Origin of the sequence: Streptomyces sp. GB4-14, from assembly GCF_022696125.1 — a bacterium.
In the GTDB taxonomy this organism is placed as follows: domain Bacteria; phylum Actinomycetota; class Actinomycetes; order Streptomycetales; family Streptomycetaceae; genus Streptomyces; species Streptomyces werraensis.
The window spans coordinates 1594478-1612020 of the sequence record NZ_RZHO01000002.1; the positions used below are offsets into that span (position 1 = coordinate 1594478).

The 17543-nt window shown below is 73.0% G+C and carries 18 protein-coding genes; 1 reads left to right on the plus strand and 17 read right to left on the minus strand.

All coding sequences use genetic code 11. The features are described from left to right. Nucleotides 1-3 precede the first annotated feature (3 nt). The 15 genes from dprA to ELQ39_RS08310 form a co-directional block, all read right to left on the minus strand. Nucleotides 4-1191, minus strand: coding sequence for a DNA-processing protein DprA (dprA, locus tag ELQ39_RS08240; RefSeq protein ID WP_242595567.1), 1188 nt, complete (start codon nt 1189-1191; stop codon nt 4-6). A gap of 533 nt (nt 1192-1724) precedes the next feature. After that, entirely contained in the window at nt 1725-3347 is a 1623-nt protein-coding gene (locus tag ELQ39_RS08245; RefSeq protein ID WP_242591529.1) for a YifB family Mg chelatase-like AAA ATPase, read from the minus strand. Further along, a complete protein-coding gene (locus ELQ39_RS08250) occupies nt 3348-3794 on the minus strand; it encodes a YraN family protein (RefSeq protein ID WP_225627646.1) in 447 nt (148 codons plus the stop codon). A gap of 127 nt (nt 3795-3921) precedes the next feature. Next, nucleotides 3922-4230: a DUF2469 domain-containing protein gene (locus tag ELQ39_RS08255; protein WP_003993268.1), complete on the minus strand. Its 309-nt coding sequence runs from the start codon at nt 4228-4230 to the stop codon at nt 3922-3924. A gap of 53 nt (nt 4231-4283) precedes the next feature. Continuing rightward, nucleotides 4284-4811: an NUDIX hydrolase gene (locus tag ELQ39_RS08260; protein ID WP_242591530.1), complete on the minus strand. Its 528-nt coding sequence runs from the start codon at nt 4809-4811 to the stop codon at nt 4284-4286. Next, nucleotides 4801-5574 (minus strand): signal peptidase I, encoded by a 774-nt coding sequence (lepB, locus tag ELQ39_RS08265; protein ID WP_225627648.1) that lies wholly within the window; start codon nt 5572-5574, stop codon nt 4801-4803. The genes ELQ39_RS08260 and lepB (ELQ39_RS08265) overlap by 11 nt, the downstream gene beginning before the upstream one ends. A 77-nt stretch (nt 5575-5651) precedes the next feature. Continuing rightward, nucleotides 5652-6611: a signal peptidase I gene (gene lepB, locus ELQ39_RS08270; protein WP_391668997.1), complete on the minus strand. Its 960-nt coding sequence runs from the start codon at nt 6609-6611 to the stop codon at nt 5652-5654. Continuing rightward, nucleotides 6508-7608: a signal peptidase I gene (gene lepB / locus ELQ39_RS08275; RefSeq protein ID WP_242591531.1), complete on the minus strand. Its 1101-nt coding sequence runs from the start codon at nt 7606-7608 to the stop codon at nt 6508-6510. The genes lepB (ELQ39_RS08270) and lepB (ELQ39_RS08275) overlap by 104 nt, the downstream gene beginning before the upstream one ends. After that, a complete protein-coding gene (gene lepB, locus ELQ39_RS08280; RefSeq protein ID WP_225627651.1) occupies nt 7601-8344 on the minus strand; it encodes a signal peptidase I in 744 nt (247 codons plus the stop codon). Before lepB (ELQ39_RS08280) ends, lepB (ELQ39_RS08275) begins: the two co-directional genes overlap by 8 nt. 45 nt (nt 8345-8389) lie before the next feature. Beyond that, nucleotides 8390-8740, minus strand: coding sequence for a 50S ribosomal protein L19 (gene rplS, locus ELQ39_RS08285; protein ID WP_190005359.1), 351 nt, complete (start codon nt 8738-8740; stop codon nt 8390-8392). 130 nt (nt 8741-8870) lie between these two features. After that, nucleotides 8871-9704 carry a tRNA (guanosine(37)-N1)-methyltransferase TrmD gene (gene trmD, locus ELQ39_RS08290; protein ID WP_242591532.1) on the minus strand — a complete coding sequence of 278 codons (834 nt, stop codon included), beginning with the start codon at nt 9702-9704 and terminating at the stop codon, nt 8871-8873. Next, a complete protein-coding gene (rimM, locus tag ELQ39_RS08295; protein ID WP_190005357.1) occupies nt 9701-10264 on the minus strand; it encodes a ribosome maturation factor RimM in 564 nt (187 codons plus the stop codon). Before rimM ends, trmD begins: the two co-directional genes overlap by 4 nt. A gap of 83 nt (nt 10265-10347) precedes the next feature. Further along, nucleotides 10348-10587, minus strand: a complete 240-nt coding sequence (locus tag ELQ39_RS08300) for an RNA-binding protein (protein ID WP_003973401.1) — start codon at nt 10585-10587, stop codon at nt 10348-10350. A 2-nt stretch (nt 10588-10589) separates the two neighbouring features. Then, complete coding sequence (rpsP, locus tag ELQ39_RS08305) at nt 10590-11009, minus strand: 30S ribosomal protein S16 (protein ID WP_190005356.1); 420 nt, start codon at nt 11007-11009, stop codon at nt 10590-10592. Nucleotides 11010-11291: 282 nt separating this feature from the next. Beyond that, complete coding sequence (locus ELQ39_RS08310) at nt 11292-11888, minus strand: hypothetical protein (RefSeq protein WP_033275912.1); 597 nt, start codon at nt 11886-11888, stop codon at nt 11292-11294. Between the two features lie 586 nt (nt 11889-12474). Between ELQ39_RS08310 and ELQ39_RS08315 the strand changes: the two genes are divergently transcribed. Further along, nucleotides 12475-13329 carry a methyltransferase domain-containing protein gene (locus ELQ39_RS08315; RefSeq protein WP_242591533.1) on the plus strand — a complete coding sequence of 285 codons (855 nt, stop codon included), beginning with the start codon at nt 12475-12477 and terminating at the stop codon, nt 13327-13329. Nucleotides 13330-13402: 73 nt separating this feature from the next. Here the strand turns inward: ELQ39_RS08315 and ffh are convergent, their stop codons facing one another. Continuing rightward, complete coding sequence (gene ffh, locus ELQ39_RS08320; protein ID WP_190005354.1) at nt 13403-14953, minus strand: signal recognition particle protein; 1551 nt, start codon at nt 14951-14953, stop codon at nt 13403-13405. 145 nt (nt 14954-15098) lie between these two features. Beyond that, the gene (locus ELQ39_RS08325; RefSeq protein ID WP_228755624.1) at nt 15099-17525 is read right to left on the minus strand and encodes a [protein-PII] uridylyltransferase; all 2427 of its coding nucleotides are present in this window, start codon (nt 17523-17525) and stop codon (nt 15099-15101) included. Nucleotides 17526-17543: the final 18 nt, after the last annotated feature.

Consider the following 17543-nt stretch of genomic DNA (forward strand, 5'->3'; position numbering starts at 1 on the left):
GCGTCAGCGGACATCGGCACCGGCTCGGACCGAGATCACCGCCTGGCGCGTCAACTTCCATCCGTCGCCGTGTCGTTCGACGTAACCAAGCGCTCGGAGTTCGTACAGTTTCGCGATCGCGTCGTCCGGGGTGGTCTGCGCCGTGCGGGCGATGGCGTCCGGGTGGGCCGCCTTGCGGGCCGGCAGCGCGGCGAGGACCTGGCGGACCGCCGGGTCCAGCAGGTCGCGGGGCAGGACGGGTCCCCTGCGCTCAGGGGCGAGCTCGCCCATGTCGCCGACCAGTTCGACGATCTCGTCGGCATCGGTGACGAGGACGGCGTCCTGCCGGAGCAGTTCGTGCACGCCGGCCGAGAGGCCGCTGGTGGCCGGGCCCGGTACTCCCATCGTGTGGCGTCCGAGGCGGCGGGCGGCGCGGGCGGTCGCCAGGGAGCCGCTGCGGTGGGCCGCCTCGACGACGACCGTGCCCCGGGTAAGGGCGGCGATCACGCGGTTGCGGAGGATGAAGCGGCTGGGCGTCGGATGCTCGCCCGGCGGCAACTCGCCGACCACGATTCCCTGTTCCGCGATCCGGCCGATCAGTCCGGCGTGTCCGCGCGGGTAGGGGCGGTCCACCCCGCAGGCCAGTACGGCGACGGTCGCACCGCCCGCGCCGAGCGCTCCGCGGTGGGCGGCGCCGTCGATGCCGTAGGCGCCGCCGGAGACGACGATCCACCCCTTCTCGGCGAGCCCGGCCGCGAGGGTGGCGGCCATGAACGCGCCGTACTCGGTGCAGGCGCGGGCGCCCACGAGGGCGACCGAGCGCAGCGCCCAGAGCCGCAGGTCCGCGGTGCCGCGCACCCAGAGGCCGAGCGGGCGGGTGTCCCCGAGGTCGTCGAGCTGGCCGGGCCACTCGGCGTCCCCGGGGCACACGAACCGCACGCCCGTGTCCTGCGCGACGGCGAGGTCCCGACGCGGGTCGGCCCGCTCGGCCCGCGCCAGCAGCCCGGCCCACCGCTTCCGGCTGACGCCCGGCAGGGGCTCCCCGCGCTGCCTCAGCCGCCGCACCACACGGTCCACCCCGAACTCCCGCACCCAGCGCCCGCCGGTCTCGTCGCCGGGTTCGATGACGCGGGTGAGGAAGACCCGGCCGAGGAGGCCGCCATGGTCGGTCGGTGGGGGTGGGCCGTCGCGCCCGGTCGCCCCGGAGAGGATGCCCTGGCCGGTCGGACGGGGTGGGCCGTCATGCCGGACCTCGCCCGGCGGGCCGCCGGAGCCAGTCGGCCGCACCGAGCCGTCGCGCCCGGCCTCTCCAGGCGAGCCGCCAGGACCGATCGGTCGCGGCGGTCCGTCCTGCCCGGCCTCGCCCGGCGGGCCGCCGGAGCCAGTCGGCCGCACCGAGCCGTCGTGCCCGGCCTCTCCAGGCGAGCCGCCAGGGCCGATCGGTCGCGGCGGTCCGTCCTGCCCGGCCTCTCCCGGCGGGCCGCCAGAGCCAGTCGGTGCCACTGGGCCGTGGTTCCCTGCCTCACCGGGCCCGCAGCCCTGGCCGGTGGAACGCGGTGGATCCTCGTGCCCGCACCCTCCACACGAGCCCACCGGGCCGATCCGTCGTGGCGGGCCGTCGTACACGCCGCCTCCTGGCGGGCCGCCTGAGGGCGTCGGTCGCGGTGAGCCACCCTGTCCCGTCCGACCGACCGCCCCCGTCGATTCACCGGACCGCATCGGGCCGGCCGGCCCGCTTCCCCCTCTCATACCCCCGCCCCGATCACCATCGGCACCCCGCGCGGGACACCCGTCCGCAACTGCAGCGCGAGCGCGACGTCGCCTGCGTCGGGGCGGTCGTGGCCGGACAGGTCGGCGACCGTCCAGGCGACCCGCAGCACGCGGTCGATACCCCGCGCGGTCAGCACGCCCCGCTCCAGACTCCGCTCGGCCTCGTCCATGGCGCCCGGCGCGGCCTGCCAGCGGCTGCGCAGCTCCCGCCCCGGGATCTCGCTGTTGAGGCGCCACGGGGTGCCGTGGAACCGCGCGGCCGCGCGGTCGCGGGCCGACCGCACCCGGTCGGCGACCACCGCCGTGGTCTCACCGCGGGCGCCGACCGCGGTCAGCTCGCCACGGGTGACGGCGTCCACCTCGACCCGCAGGTCGACCCGGTCGAGCAGCGGTCCGGAGAGCCGGGCCTGGTAGCGGCGGATCGCCGAGGGCGGGCACTCGCACCGGTCGTCCGTGCGCGAGAACCGGCCGCAAGGACAGGGATTGGCGGCGAGCACCATCAGGAAGCGCGCCGGGAAGCGCACGACGCCGGCGCTGCGCGCGATGACCACGTGCCCGGCCTCCAGTGGCTGGCGCAGGGCGTCCAGCGCCCTGCTGCTGAACTCGGGGGTCTCGTCCAGGAACAGGACACCCCGGTGGGACAGGGAGACCGCTCCCGGCCGCGCCGTCCCCGGGCCGCCGCCCACGAGGGCCTGCATGGTGGCCGAGTGGTGCGGGGCGCAGTAGGGCGCTGTGTCGATCAAGGGCCGGCCAGGAGGCAGCAGGCCCGCCACCGAGTGCACGGCCGTCACTTCCAGGGACGCGTGGCGGTCCAGCGGCGGCAGGATGGAGGGCATGCGCTCGGCAAGCATCGTCTTGCCGGCGCCGGGCGGGCCTTCGAGGAAAAGGTGGTGCCCGCCCGCCGCGGCCACCTCGACCGCCGTGCGTGCCGTGTGCTGGCCCACGACATCGGCGAGGTCGAGTCCCTGGTCGTGCCGGCCGGGGCCGCCGCCCATTCCGGTGATCGCTCCGCTGCCGGGGTCGCACAGCCCCGCCATCAGCGGATCGGGGCGGTCCGGCTCCTGGGGCTCCTCGTCGGGCACCGGCTCGTCGGTGAGGACCGCGACGAGCTGGCGCAGACTGCGTACGCCCAGCACGGACACCCCCGGCACCAGGGCGGCCTCGGCGGCGGCGCACTCCGGCACGACCACCTGCTCGAAGCCCGCGTCCGCCGCGGCCAGCACCGCCGGCAGGATGCCGCGCACCGGCCGCACCCGGCCGTCCAGGCCCAGTTCGCCGATCATCACGATGTCCGGGAGGACGCGGGGATCGATCCGCTCCGAGGCGCCGAGGACGGCGCAGGCGACGGCGAGATCGAAACCGCTGCCGGCCTTCGGCACCGACGCCGGGCTCAGTCCCACCGTGAGCTTCTTCTGCGGCCACTCGCCGCCCGAGTTGACCACGGCGGCCCTGACCCGGTCGCGGCTCTCCGTCAGGCTCTTGTCCGGCAGCCCCACCAGCGTGAACGCGGCGACTCCCGGCTCCAGGTCGGCCTGCACCTCGACGACCACGCCCTCGACGCCGACGAGCGTCACCGAACACGTACGCGCGAATGCCATTCAGGCCACCCCCCTGACGTGCTCGACGACGGGGGCGCCGCGCCTCGGGAGCAGCACACCGACCAGGTCGATGCGGACGCCGCCGGGCGGTGCTCCCCCGTGTTCCTGGAGCCAGCGCTCCGCGAGGCCCCGCAGCCGGCCGGCCTTGGCCGGGGTGATCGCCGCCATGGGGTGCTGGAAGGATCCGGCGCGGCGGGTCTTCACCTCGCAGACGACCAGGGCGTCGCCGTCCCGCGCCACGATGTCGATCTCACCGGTCCTGCCGCAGCGCCAGTTGCGCGCCAGCACCGTCATCCCGTCCCGGGTCAGCCGCCGCGCGGCCAGTGTCTCCCCGTACCTGCCGAGCGCCCCGCGGGCCTGCCCGCCGCGGCCCGGCTCATCCTGAGCCGCGCGCCCATGACCGGCCCCCTGGCCGTCCCGTACCTGCGTGTCCTGCCGTGCGTCCATGTCGGCACCACCTCCGGCGCCAACCGTCACGCATCACCGGGGACCCCCGCGGGGCCCCGTGCACAACCCGGCGACTGTGGACAACCCCGCCACCCGCGAGGGTGAACTTCGAGGCCACAGCACGGCCTCACCCGCTCGGCAGCTCCAGATCGCTCTTGTTGAGCTCCTCGATGTTCACGTCCTTGAACGTGAGCACACGCACCTGCTTCACGAAGCGGGCCGGCCGGTACATGTCCCAGACCCAGGCGTCCGCCATGGAGACCTCGAAGAACACCTCGCCCTGCACCGAGTGGACCTGCATCTCGTAGTCGTTGGTGAGGTAGAAGCGCCGCTCGGTCTCGATCACGTATTTGAACAGACCGACGACATCGCGGTACTCCCGGTAGAGCTTCAGCTCCATCTCGGTCTCGTACTTCTCGAGGTCCTCGGCGCTCATGGCATGTTCCCCTTCAGCCGTGCGATCCCACCATTGTGCGCCAGTCCCGGGAGTCACCGGACGATTTCGGTGTCCAGGGTCACGAGCGCGGCCGGGGGGCCTTCGTCGAGCAGTGTCCGCAGCAGCCCGGCGAGCTTGGTCGGGTACACCGTCTCACGGGTGTGCGACAGTTCCGGGCAGGTCCACCAGCGAGCTCCGGCGACACTGCGCCGTTCCAGCTCGGTCAGGGCCGTCGCGGCGGTGGCCGTCTGCGTCGTGCGGGCCAGGTAGTACCACTCGTCCTGGTCCCACTGGCGGCCCGCGAACGGGAAGGAACAGCGCCGCCGCCACAGCACGGGGCCGAGTTCGACGTCGGTGATGCCGGTCTCCTCGGCGAGTTCCCTGAGGGCGGCCTGTTCACGGGTCTCGTCGCCCTCCACCCCGCCGCCGGGCGTGAACCACCAGTCGGTGCCGGGGTCGTCCGGTTCGTGGCCGTGGAGCAGCAGGATGCGGTCCTCGGGGTCGAGCAGCACCACCCGGGCGACCCTGCGCAGCCCGCCCGTGTACGAGTCCGGTGCGGCGGGCGCCGGCTCAGCGGCCACCGGTGCTCCCCGCGGCGCTCCGGGCGCGGGAGGCGGCAGCGCGCCTGGCCAGCGGCCCGTAGGCGGCTCCCGCGAGCACCAGCACCGCTCCGCCGACCACCGCGGCGAGCACGCTCGGCAGCGGTCCCGGTGTGGAGAGCGGGCCGAGGGTCTCGAAGCCGGCGGGCTTGGCGAGCATGCCGTCCATCGGCCAGACGACGGCGTCCACGCGGGCCTGGACGGCGTCGCGGGCGACGGTGCCGCTGGCGGCGTCGGTCAGATGGGCCGTGGAGTCGACCGATCCGGAGCGCTCGTCGCCGAGCAGGAACAGGCGTCCCTTCGGCACGGTCACCTCGGGGAAGACGGCGGACCGCGCCATCGGGTCGTCGGGGAGATACGGTTCGTCGATCTCCTTGCCGTTGACCGTGAGCTTGCCGTCCTCGCAGCAGGAGACGGTGTCGCCGCCCACGGCGACGACACGCTTCACCATGGGCGCGTTCGACCAGGTGGCGTCCCGGAAGACGACGACGTCGCCGCGGCGGACCTCGCCGCCGTCGACGCGCTCCGCCAGCACCCGCTCGCCGGCGTCGATCGTCGGGGCCATCGAGGTGGTCGGCACGGTGTAGGGCCGGTAGACCACGGCTCCCCAGGCGAACCCGCCGAGGAACAGCACCAGCCCGAGCGCGACGGCCACGTTGGACAGCACCTGCCCGGTCCGGCCGCTCCGTGCCGTGCCGGAACCACCGCTGCCCGGGACCGTACGCGTCGTGCTCTGACCACTCATGGGCGGCACCCTACCCGGCGGTACCCGGGCGGGTCAGCCCTCCCCGCGCCCTCTCTCCGGGGCGCGGGTCCCTGCCGTCAGGCGCGACGGCGCCGCCACAGCGCGAACGGCACCGCACCGGCCAGCGCGAGCGCGGGAGGCGCGACCGTCAGGGCCGCCGCGTCCTGCGCCGGGGTGTTCAGACCCGGCTGGTCGAAGGTGTCCGGGACGGGCAGGTTGGTCCAGCGGTTGATCGGCCAGGCGATGACCACGGCTCGGCCGACGACCTTGTCGACGGGGACGAAGCCCTGGTTCTCGTCGGCCGTGTTGTAGCGGGAGTCCCGCGAGTTCTGCCGGTGGTCGCCCATGACCCAGATGTGGCCCTCGGGGACCTTCACCTTGAACTGGCCGCCCTGGTCGTCCTGGCTGCACGGGGTGTTGCCCGGGTACACGTAGGGCTCGTTGAGCGCCTTGCCGTTGACCTTCAGCGGGCCGGTGCCCTTGCACTCGACCGTGTCGCCGCCGACCCCGATGACCCGCTTGATCAGGTCCTTCTCCTCCGCCGACGGCATCAGGCCGATGAAGCTGAGGGCCTTCTGCAGCGCGTTGGGGTCGGGGGTCGGCTCGCCCGCCAGCCAGTTGTCGGGGTCGTGGAAGACGACGACCTCGCCGCGCTCGGGCTCGGAGCCGAACCACGGGGTCAGCTTGTCGACCAGGACCCGGTCACCCTGCTGGAGGGTGTTCTGCATCGAGTCGGAGGGGATCGAGAACGCCTGGACGAGGAACGTCTTGATCAGCAGCGCCAGGACGAGGGCGATACCGATGAGGATCGGCAGTTCCTTCCAGAAGGAGCGCTGCTGCTTCTTCGGCCGGTCCTTCTCCGAACCGTCCGGTTCCTGGCCGCCGGTCCGCGTCCCGTCCTCGTTCACTCCGCCGTCCTCGACCGCACGCTCGTCACTCCCGGAGAACGCGGCGTGGCCCGCGTCCGGGTCGCCCGGCCCCGCGGAGCGTCCGCGGTGCTCCTCGCCTCCCTGACCGGACCGTGCGCCTACCGCCACATCCCCCACGCCGACTCCTCACTCTCTGCCGCCGCCCGCGCCATGCCCGGCGCAGGCCCACCACTCCCATAACGAGCGGGAGTTCCGCAGGGCTCGGGAGCTGGACAATCTCTTCACGCTGTCCGGGATCGTCCGGGGCAACCCTATGCGACGGCGGCGCCCCGGCGATCGACCCGGGCGCCGAGTCGGACACGGAGGCGTATGTCGTGGGCTCGTCGAGCGTGTTCCAGTGGCCGAGGGGCCAGGCGATGACCATGGCGCGGCCCACCACCTCGTCCTCGGAGACGGTGCCGCCGTAGTCGGTGTCCTGGTGCGAGCGGGAGTCCGCGGAGTTGGCGCGGTGGTCGCCCATCACCCACAGGCGGCCCTCCGGCACGGTGACGTCGAAGGGCGTCAGCGAGGGGGCGTTGCCGGGGTAGAGGTAGTCCTCGTTCAGGGGAACGCCGTTGACGGTGACGCGGCCCTGGGCGTCGCAGCACTGCACGCGGTCGCCGCCGACGCCGACGACCCGCTTGATCAGGTCCTTCTCGTTCTCCGACGGCAGCAGACCGATGAAGGTGAGGCCCTCCTTGATCTGCTTGACGCCGACCGGGTCCTCCTTCTTCACCGTGGTCCGCTCGTCCTGGAGCCAGCCGCCGGGGTCCTTGAACACGACGACGTCACCGCGCTGCGGCCTGGACCCGAACCAGGGGGTGAGCTTGTCGACGAGGACGCGGTCGCCGATCTGGATGGTCTGCTCCATGGAGCCGGACGGGATGACGAACGCCTGCACGAGGAACGTCTTCAGCACCAGCGCGATCAGGACGGCGACGCCGATGAGGAGGGGGATCTCCTTGACGGCGCTGCGCCTGCGGCGGCGCTTGACCTTGCGCTGCAGCTTGCGGCGCTCGGCGCGGGTGCGGCCGGATCCCGGGGCGACGGCCCGCCGGGCCCCGGTGGGCAGCAGGTTCTCGGCGGCGCTCGCCGGCACGCCGCGGGGCTTGCCGCGGTTACCCATGGCCGCCTCCCGTCGGAGCTGCCGCGTGCGCGGATGCCTCCCCCGCCGGCACCTTCGCGTACGCGTCCGTCGGCTCCAGGCGGCCGGCACGGCCGAACGGCCACACGACGGCCTCCGCGCGCCCGACGACCTTCTCCACCGGCACCATCCCGCCCCCGGGCGACCCGAGGCGGTCACGCGAGTCGCTGGAGCTGCCGCGGTGGTCTCCGAGGACGAACAGCCGCCCCTCGGGCACGACCACGTCGAAGCGCACCGTGGAGGGGCTGTCGCCGGGGAACAGGAAGCCCGACTCGTCGACCGACCGGCCGTTCACCCGGATCCTCCCCTCCCCGTCGCAGCAGACGACATGGTCCCCGCCCACCCCGACAACCCGTTTGATGTAGTCGGCGTCACCGAAATACCCGGAGCCGTCGAACACAATCACGTCGCCGCGGGCCGGCCCGTCGCCGAAGGTGTATGCCAACTTGTTTACGAGAACGCGGTCCCCGACCCTCAATCCCTTCTCCATCGACCCGCTCGGGATCTCGAAGGGCCGCGCCACGAACAGGTTGACCGCCAGCAGGAACAGCAGGCAGAGCAGCAGGGTCAGGGTGGTCCGCCCGCCGGGCAGCCGGTCCGTGAAGCGCGGCACCAACGCGGAACGCGACCGCCCCTCCGTCCCCGGCGTGCCCGAGGAGTCCTCGGGGTCCGGGGGGAGGGAGCGGTCGCGCTCCGTCGGCTGTGCTTCGGTGTCCATCGGGGCCAGATGCTATCCGGCCGCGATATGACGCCGGTAAAGCGCTCAGTTCTCGCGCTTCTCCTTGATCTTCGCGGCCTTGCCGCGGAGGTCACGGAGGTAGTACAGCTTGGCGCGGCGGACGTCACCCTTGGTGACGAGCTCGATCTTCTCCACGATCGGGGTGTGCACCGGGAAGGTGCGCTCGACGCCGACGGAGAAGGAGACCTTGCGGACCGTGAAGGTCTCGCGCACGCCGGAACCCTGGCGGCGGATCACCACGCCCTTGAACTGCTGCACACGGGAGCGGTTGCCCTCGATGACGCGCACGTGGACGTTGACGGTGTCGCCGGGACGGAAGTCCGGGACGTCGCTGCGGAGCGACGCGGAGTCGACGGAGTCGAGCAGGTGAGACATGTCGTCTGCTTTCTTCGCTGATGCCGCAGGTCATCAACGGCACTAGGTAACGGATCGGGCTGTGCGGTGCGGGGCGGGCGTCGTGTCCCCCTGCGGCAGGGGCGCTCGCCTGACGGCGCACAACAGCGGCCTATTGTTCCACGCCGCCGGTCCTGCGCCAAAATCGGCCGTACGGCTCCCCGGCGGGGTCCGGTTCCCAGCCGAGGATGGACAGCATCTCCCGGTCCTTCTTGTCGAAGGCCTTGGGTTCGCAGCGTTCGATCAGGTCGGGGCGGTGGAGGGTGGTCCGCCGCAGCGCCTCGTCGCGCCGCCAGCGGGCGATCTTCCCGTGGTGACCGCTGAGCAGCACGTCCGGGATCTCCCGGCCGCGCCAGGCCGGCGGCTTGGTGTAGACGGGGCCCTCCAGCAGGTTGGCCATGGCGCCGGGCGCGAAGGAGTCGTCGCGGTGCGACTCGGCGTTGCCGAGGACGCCGGGGAGCAGCCGCGCCACGGCCTCGGTGATCACCAGGACCGCGGCCTCGCCGCCGGCCAGGACGTAGTCGCCGATGGACACCTCGTACACCGGCATGCGGGTGGCGTACTCGTCGACGACGCGGCGGTCGATGCCCTCGTAGCGGGCCGGGGTGAAGATCAGCCAGGGCCGCTCGGAGAGGTGAACGGCGAGTTCCTGGGTGAAGGGGCGTCCGCTCGGGGTGGGGACGATCAGGGCGGGCTCGTGGGCGCCGTGCTCGTAGCCGTCCGCCAGGACCGAGTCCAGCGCGTCCCCCCAGGGCTCGGTCTTCATCACCATGCCGGGACCGCCGCCGTAGGGGGTGTCGTCGACGGTGTTGTGCCGGTCGTACGTCCAGTCGCGCAGGTCGTGGACGTGCACGCCGAGCCGGCCGCGGGCGCGCGCCTTGCCGACCAGGGAGACGTTCAGCGGGTCGAGGTACTCGGGGAAGATCGTGACGACGTCGAGCCTCATCGGGCGTCGTCCCCGGTGCCGGCGGCGTCGCGGGAGGAGGCGACCTCGGCGCGGTCATCGATCAGACCGGGCGGCGGGTCGATGACCGCGCGCTGCTCCTCGAGGTCGATCTCGGTGACGATCTCCTCGACGAACGGCACGAACACCTCGGTGCCGTCCGGGCGTTCGACGACGAAGAGGTCCTGGGTGGGCAGGTGGGAGATCTCGGTGATCCGGCCGACCTCCTCACCGTCCTTGGTGACGACGTCGAGGTCGATCAGCTGGTGGTCGTAGTACTCGTCCTCGCCCTCGGGCAGTTCCTCGGGGTCGACGTCGGCGATCAGCAGGGTGTTGCGCAGCGCCTCGGCGCCGGTGCGGTCGTGGACGCCCTCGAAGCGCAGCAGCAGGCGGCCGCTGTGCACCCGGCCGCTCGCGATGGTGAGCGGCCCGACGGAGGCCGGGTCGGTGGCCAGCACGGCGCCGGGGCCGAGCCTCAGCTCCGGCTCGTCGGTGCGGACCTCGACGGTGACCTCGCCCTTGATCCCGTGGGCGCGGCCGATGCGCGCGACTACCAGCTGCACTGTGTTCGTTCTCCTGTCGTACGACTGCGGGCCGGGGACGGCCCAGTGGCCCTCCCCGGCCCGAGCCGGTACTGCTTACGGCGTCAGCGGACGTGGTCCACGTCGACGAGGTCGACTCGGACACCGCGGCCGCCGATGGCGCCCACGACGGTGCGCAGCGCGCGTGCGGTGCGGCCGTTGCGGCCGATCACCTTGCCGAGGTCGTCCGGGTGGACCCGGACCTCGAGCACACGACCGCGGCGCAGGTTGCGAGAGGCGACCTGCACATCGTCAGGGTTGTCGACGATGCCCTTCACGAGGTGCTCGAGAGCCTCCTCGAGCATGCTCAGGCCTCGGTCGACGCGGACTCGGCGGAAGCCTCGTCCTTCTTCTCAGCCTTCTTCTTCTGGGTGATGGCCTCACCCTTGCCCTCGTCGTCGCCGCCGATCGCCTCGAAGGACGGGCGGGCGGGCTTCTCGGGCTGCTGCAGCAGAGGCGCCGGGGCGGGCTCGCCCTTGAACTTCTGCCAGTCGCCGGTCTTCTTCAGGATGGCGAGCACGGGCTCGGTCGGCTGGGCGCCGACGGAGAGCCAGTACGCCACGCGATCGGCGTCGACCTCGATCACCGACGGGTTGTACGTCGGGTGGTACTTGCCGATCTCCTCGATGGCCCGGCCGTCACGGCGGGTACGGGAGTCGGCGACGACGATGCGGTAGTGAGGCGAACGGATCTTGCCCAGACGCTTCAGCTTGATCTTGACTGCCACGGGAGTGGGTTCTCCTGGATTTGACGTGGTTGGGCACGGCGGACGGCCGCGTGGGGTTGCGGTACCCGAGTGCCCGATGGACGCGTCAGCCGGAGGAGAGAGGGGTCCTGTGCGGCTGTCGAGTACAGCTAGCCATTGTGCCACACCCCGAGGACCCGGACGGCCGCGGGATGAGGGCACGTGGGCACGACGAAGCGGCACCCGGCGCGTGGTGCTCTTCGCGTCGGGTGCGCCCGGTGGCCGGCGGGGCTGAGGCCCCGGCACCCACGAGGTGCCGGGGCCTCAGCTCGCCGCGACGACTTCCGGAATGCGGAACGGCTTTCCGCAGCCGCCGCAGACGATGGGCGCCTGCGCCAGCACGGACGGGACGACGCGCACGTTGCGGCCGCAGTCGCAGACCGCCTTCACGCGCACCCCGCCGCCGGACGAGCCGTGCCGCGCGGCCGGGCCGCGGAAGCTGCGGGCGGTGTCTCCCGCCGTCGCCGCGGTGTGGGCCTTGAGGGCACGCTGCAGCCGCTCCGTCGTCGGGCGGTACCGGCGCTTCGCCTCGGGGGTGAGCGTGACCAGCGAGAAGCCGCTGCTCGGGTGCGGCTCCTCGGGGTGGTCCAGGCCCAGCTCCTCGGCGATGGCCAGGAACCTGCGGTTGTGGTACCGCCCGGCTCGGGACGTGTCGCGCACGCCGCGCGCGGCGGCGATGCCGTGGACTGCCTCGTGCAGCAGTCGCTCGAAGGAGAGTTCGTGCCCGCACGCGGACGACGACTCTCCGATCAGGGACTCGGGCGCGGCGAGATCGGGCAGTTCGGGGTGGTACCGCTGAATGTCGGCCCACGCCTGTGCCAGCTCTGCGGCGAGAACAGGTGGTGTCTGTGTCGTGCTCACGTAATCACAACGAGCCGGGGTGCCTCTGTGTTCCGATTCCGGGGCATCCCAAATAATTTGCACGTACCCGTCAGTTGCCACTGATGCGTCCTGACGAACACGGGTGCGCTGATCTGCGGAGAAGCCTCGCAGCTCACCGCAAGGTGGTGCGTAGGCTGACGTACGCCCCCGCGTGTATCCGGTCCGCACGCGCCGGTGCGCGTGCGCCCCTCGGACGCGCAAGAGCCCTTTCGGACGCCCTCGCGGCGGAAGGCTGCGTCCGGTTCACCCGGAACGCCGTGACGCCAGAACCTACCGGGTCCTCCCCCGCCACCGCGAACCGGCCCTCCCCCCGGCAGCCGGCGCCTCCGCCGCTGTTGGCCGGAACCGTTCCGCGGACGTCCCCGCCGTGACGGACCGGACGGCCCCCGATTACCGGGATGTGAATTCTTGCCACTGGCACGAGCAACTACCAAACGGCCGCCCCCTTCCACTGGACGACACGTCGAGGGCGGAGTTACCTGGCATACGGGGGGTGTGCGGGCGCACTGCACGGGGGCCAGGAAAAGGCACTGCGGCAACTCTCGGCTGATTGGGGCGCTTACCTATGACACCTACGCTCGTGCGGCAGCACCCGTCACGCACGGGGGCGGCCCCGCGCGTGGACCTGCGGGCACGCGCGCGTGACTGGTCCGAGATCCAGGAGCGGATGCTCGTACCGCTCTACGAGGCGGTGTACGAGCGACTCGACGTGGGCCCGGCGACCCGGCTGCTGGGCCTCGGCTGCGGCTCAGGACTGGCCCTGCTGATGGCGGCCTCCCGCGGCGCGGCGATCACCGGCGTGGACACCTCGTCCGACCGGCTGGCCCTCGCCCGGGAGCGGCTGCTGCCGGACGAGCGGGACACCCCCTCGCGGACGGACACCCGGATCGTGCAGGGCTGCCCCGCCGAGGCGGCCCCCGCCCACTCCGCCGGGTACACCGTGGTGACCGCCTTCGAACCGATCGGGTGCCTCGCCGGCGACGCCGAGGGACTGGGCGAACTGCTCGCCGAGGCGCTCCCGCTGGCCGGGCCGGGGGCGGCCGTGGTGCTGGCCGGCTGGGGCCCGCCCGAACGCTGCGCCACCTCGTCGGTGCTGCGGGTCGCCGCCAAGCTGGCGGAACCGCTGGGCGGCGCCGACGCCTGGCGCCCCACCGAGCGCGACGACCTGGAGCAGGTCGCAGGGCGCGCGGGACTGCGGCCCGACGGCTCCGGCCGGGTGGCCTGCCCCTTCGGCTACGCGGACACCGACAGCGCCGTACGGGGTCTGAAGTCGACGGGTCTGTTCGACCCGGCGATCACCGCCACCGACCAGGTGCAGGTCGACAAGGAACTGACCGAGGCCCTCCACCCGTACCAGCGCGCGGACGGCACCGTGTGGATGCCGAACGTGTTCCGGTACCTCGTCGCGCGCGTGCCCTGAGAAGCACCGCCGTACGCCGCGGGGGCGCCTCCTCCGACGAGGAGAGCGCCCCTGCGGCGTTCGTGCGCGGGCCTCAGCCCATGAACTTCTTGAACTCGTCGGGCAGCTCGAAGTCCTTGCCGCCCTGCTGCGGCAGACCGAAGGCGCCCCCGCCCTGGGCCGCCGCCGCGCGCCGCGCGGCCTCCTCCTGCTCCTGCTGCTTGCGCTTCATCGGGTTGCCGGAGCGCTGCTTGCCCTTGGCCTGCTTCTGCTTCTTCTTGGCGCGGCCGGGACCGCCGCCCATGCCCGGCATCCCGGGCATCCCCGGCATGCCGCCGCCCTGCGCCATGCGGGACATCATCTTCCGCGCCTCGAAGAACCGCTCGACCAGGTTCTTCACCGCGCTGACCTCGACACCGGATCCCTTGGCGATACGGGCGCGGCGCGAACCGTTGATGATCGTGGGGTCCTGGCGCTCGCCGGGCGTCATCGACTTGATGATCGCGGCGGTGCGGTCGACGTCCCGCTCGTCCAGGTTGTTGATCTGGTCCTTGATCTGGCCCATGCCCGGGAGCATGCCGAGCAGCTTGGAGATGGAGCCCATCTTGCGGACCTGCTCCATCTGGGCGAGGAAGTCGTCCAGGGTGAAGTCCTGGCCCTTCTTCGACGCCAGCTTGGAGGCCATCCGCTCGGCCTCTTCCTGGCTGAACGTCTTCTCCGCCTGCTCGATCAGGGTGAGCAGGTCACCCATGTCGAGGATGCGGGAGGCCATCCGGTCCGGGTGGAAGGCGTCGAAGTCGTCGAGCTTCTCACCGTTGGACGCGAACATGATCGGCTTGCCGGTGACCTGCCGGATCGACAGGGCGGCACCGCCGCGGGCGTCACCGTCGAGCTTGGAGAGCACCACGCCGTCGAAGCCGACGCCGTCGCGGAAGGCCTCCGCTGTGTTGACGGCGTCCTGGCCGATCATGGCGTCGACGACGAACAGGATCTCGTCAGGGCTGACGGCGTCCCTGATGTCCGCGGCCTGCTGCATCATCTCCTGGTCGATGCCCAGGCGGCCCGCGGTGTCCACGATCACGATGTCGTGGACCTTGGCGCGGGCGTGGTCGATGGAGTCCTTGGCGACCTTCACCGGGTCGCCGACGCCGTTGCCCGGCTCGGGCGCGTAGACGGCGACGCCCGCCCGCTCGGCGACGACGCTGAGCTGGTTGACGGCGTTGGGGCGCTGGAGGTCGGCGGCGACCAGCAGCGGGGAGTGGCCCTGGTCCTTGAGCCACTTGCCGAGCTTGCCCGCGAGGGTGGTCTTGCCGGCGCCCTGCAGACCCGCGAGCATGATCACGGTCGGGGGCTGCTTGGCGAAGCGGAGACGGCGGGTCTCGCCGCCGAGGATCTGGATCAGCTCGTCATTGACGATCTTGATGATCTGCTGGGCCGGATTGAGCGCCTTGGAGACCTCGGCGCCGAGCGCACGCTCCTTGACGTTCTTGATGAACGCGCGGACGACAGGCAGTGCGACGTCCGCTTCCAGGAGGGCGATGCGGATCTCACGCGCCGTGGCGTCGATGTCCGCCTCGGACAACCTGCCTTTGCCGCGGAGGTTTTTGAAAGTCGCGCTGAGGCGGTCGGAGAGGGTATCGAACACGGTGGCGTCGGTCCTCGAGGTCGGGGGCGGAACTGGGCTGCCCTCCAGGGTATCCGGCCCCGCGAGGGAATCGCCCCCGCCCGCCGTGGCCGGTGGCCGGGGCGGGTCCCGTGCCGCACACGCTTCCGGGCGGCACGGGGTGTGGTCACACCCGCAGTGCCTCCTCCAGCTTCCGCGCCACAGCCACCGCCTCTTCGCCCGGCAAAGGCACACCCTGCTCCTGCGTCACGTAGAAGACGTCCACCGCGTTCGCCCCCAGCGTGCTCACATGCGCGCTCCGCACCCGTACCGCCGTGTCCTCCAGCGCACGCCCGATGCGGAACAGAAGGCCGGGGGCGTCCTGCGCGCGGACCTCGATCACCGTGGCGTGCCGGGACGCGGCCGGGGCGACCGTGACCCGCGGGGGCGGGGCGACCACCCCGCGGCGCCTCGGGTACGCGGCGTCCCGTTCGGCGAGGCGGCCGGAGATGTCCAGGCTGCCGTCCAGGGCGCGGACCAGGTCGGCGCGGAGCCGGGCGGCCTGCGGCAGCGAGCCGTACTCGGCGGCGACCCGCCAGTCCAGCAGCAGCACGGAGCCGTCGACGCCGTCCGGCAGATCCAGCGAGCGCAGCTCGGCCGTGCGCACGGTCAGCCGGTGCACGGCGAGCACCCCGGCCACCGCGGGCAGCACGCCCGCCTGGTCGGGCACGGCGATCAGCAGCTCCACGCCGAGCGGTTCCGGGTCGTCGGAGGGCTCGGCGGGCGGCTCGGTCTGCGCCCGCAGGGACAGCACGGGCGCACCGGTGGCGACGGCCTCCAGGGCGAGCCGCTCGTGCTGTGCGGTGGGCGCGGCCTCCTCGGGGTCCGGCGGGGCCTGGCCCGCGAGCACGGCGGCGACCCGTTTGACCAGGTCGGCAACCAGTGAGGCGCGCCAGGAGGACCAGGCCGCCGGCCCGGTGGCGAGGGCGTCCGCCTCGGTGAGGGCGTGCAGCAGTTCCAGGGTGCCCGGGGAGCCGACGGCCTCGGCGACGGAGCGCACGGTGGCGGGGTCGTCGAGGTCGCGCCGGGTGGCGGTCTCGACGAGCAGCAGGTGGTGGCGTACGAGGGTGGCGATCACGGTGACGTCGTCCGCGTCGAAGCCGATGCGGGCGGCCACGTCCCGGGCGATGACCTCGCCGGCCACCGAGTGGTCGCCGGGCCAGCCCTTGCCGATGTCGTGCAGCAGGGCGGCGATGAGCAGCAGGTCGGGGCGGCTGACCCGGCGGGTGAACGCGGAGGCGCGCACGGCGGTCTCGATGAGGTGCCGGTCGACGGTCCACAGGTGGACGGCGTTGCGCTGCGGGCGGCAGCGCACCCGGTCCCAGTCGGGGAGCAGCAGGCTGATCAGGCCCTCGGCCTCCAGCGCCTCCCACACGTCGACGGTGGGGCGGCCGGAGCCGAGCAGGGTGAGGAGCTGCTGGCGGGCCTCGGCGGGCCAGGGCGAGGGGAGGGCGCGGGCGCCGGCGGCCATGCGGCGTACGGCGTGCAGGTTGAGGGGGAGCCCGGCCTGGGCGGCGGCGGCCGCGGCGCGCAGCGGGAGCACGAGGTCGCGGTCGGGGCGCGCGGCGCGGGCGAGCACCACTTCGCCGTCCTGCTCCACGACTCCTTCGGCGAGCGGGGACCGCTCGGGCGCGGACTTCCCTCCGCCCATCATGGCGCGCAGCCGGGGCCGTACCGAGCGCGAGCGCAGGACGCGGCCGACCTCGCGCCAGGTGACGTCGCCCGCGTAGGCGATGGTCCGGGCTGCCTCGTAGACCTGGCGGAGCAGGGCGTCGGCGTCGAGCAGGCCGAGTTCGGCGGCGACCTGGTCCTGCTCCTGGAGGGCGAGCCGGTCGGTGGCGCGTCCGGTGGTCAGGTGCAGGGCGTCGCGTACGTCGAGGAGGCGGCCGCGGGCCTCGGCGAGTCCTTCGCGGGGGGCGTCGGCGAGCCAGGAGGCGGCCACCGCGCGCAGGGCGGTGGCGTCGCGCAGTCCGCCGCGGGCCTCCTTGAGGTCGGGTTCCAGGAGGTACTGCAGTTCTCCGTGGCGTGCGGCGCGCTCCTCGCACAGCTCCCGCAGGGCGGGCAGCCGCTTGGGGGCCTGGTTGCGCCAGTCGGCGAGGACGGTGGTGCGCAGGGCGGTGGTGAGGCCGAGGTCGCCGGCGATGTGCCGGGCGTCCAGCAGACCGAGCTGGACCTTGAGGTCCTCCCCCGCGGTCTTGCGGGCCTCCGCCGGGGTGCGGACGGAGTGGTCGAGGGCGAGGCCGAGGTCCCAGACCGGGTACCAGAGGCGGTCGGCGAGGGCCGAGACGGTCTCGGGGGCGCTGCCGTCGTGGAGCAGCAGCAGGTCGAGGTCGCTGCGCGGGGAGAGCTCCGCGCGTCCGTAGCCGCCGACGGCGACGAGGGACACCCCGCGCGCTCCGGGGGCGCCGGCCGCGAAGAGTCCGGCGAGCCATTCGTCGGTGAGGCCGGCGAGCGCGGAACGGCGCGGCGGCCCGGACCGCGCCTTCTCGTTGAGAAGGCGCAGCCGGGCCGCCGCGTAGCCGCCGGGTCCCGAGTCCTCTGCCTGGCCGTGCATGTCCGTCCTGGTCACCCG

Excerpts from the sequence above, each read along its gene's own strand:
- ELQ39_RS08245 (WP_242591529.1), bottom strand. The coding sequence starts at position 3,347 with ATGGCATTCGCGCGTACGTGTTCGGTGACGCTCGTCGGCGTCGAGGGC.
- ELQ39_RS08250 (WP_225627646.1), bottom strand. The coding sequence starts at position 3,794 with ATGGACGCACGGCAGGACACGCAGGTACGGGACGGCCAGGGGGCCGGT.
- ELQ39_RS08255 (WP_003993268.1), bottom strand. The coding sequence starts at position 4,230 with ATGAGCGCCGAGGACCTCGAGAAGTACGAGACCGAGATGGAGCTGAAG.
- lepB (WP_225627648.1), bottom strand. The coding sequence starts at position 5,574 with ATGAGTGGTCAGAGCACGACGCGTACGGTCCCGGGCAGCGGTGGTTCC.
- lepB (WP_242591531.1), bottom strand. The coding sequence starts at position 7,608 with ATGGGTAACCGCGGCAAGCCCCGCGGCGTGCCGGCGAGCGCCGCCGAG.
- lepB (WP_225627651.1), bottom strand. The coding sequence starts at position 8,344 with ATGGACACCGAAGCACAGCCGACGGAGCGCGACCGCTCCCTCCCCCCG.
- rplS (WP_190005359.1), bottom strand. The coding sequence starts at position 8,740 with ATGTCTCACCTGCTCGACTCCGTCGACTCCGCGTCGCTCCGCAGCGAC.
- trmD (WP_242591532.1), bottom strand. The coding sequence starts at position 9,704 with ATGAGGCTCGACGTCGTCACGATCTTCCCCGAGTACCTCGACCCGCTG.
- ELQ39_RS08300 (WP_003973401.1), bottom strand. The coding sequence starts at position 10,587 with ATGCTCGAGGAGGCTCTCGAGCACCTCGTGAAGGGCATCGTCGACAAC.
- ELQ39_RS08315 (WP_242591533.1), top strand. The coding sequence starts at position 12,475 with ATGACACCTACGCTCGTGCGGCAGCACCCGTCACGCACGGGGGCGGCC.
- ELQ39_RS08325 (WP_228755624.1), bottom strand. The coding sequence starts at position 17,525 with ATGCACGGCCAGGCAGAGGACTCGGGACCCGGCGGCTACGCGGCGGCC.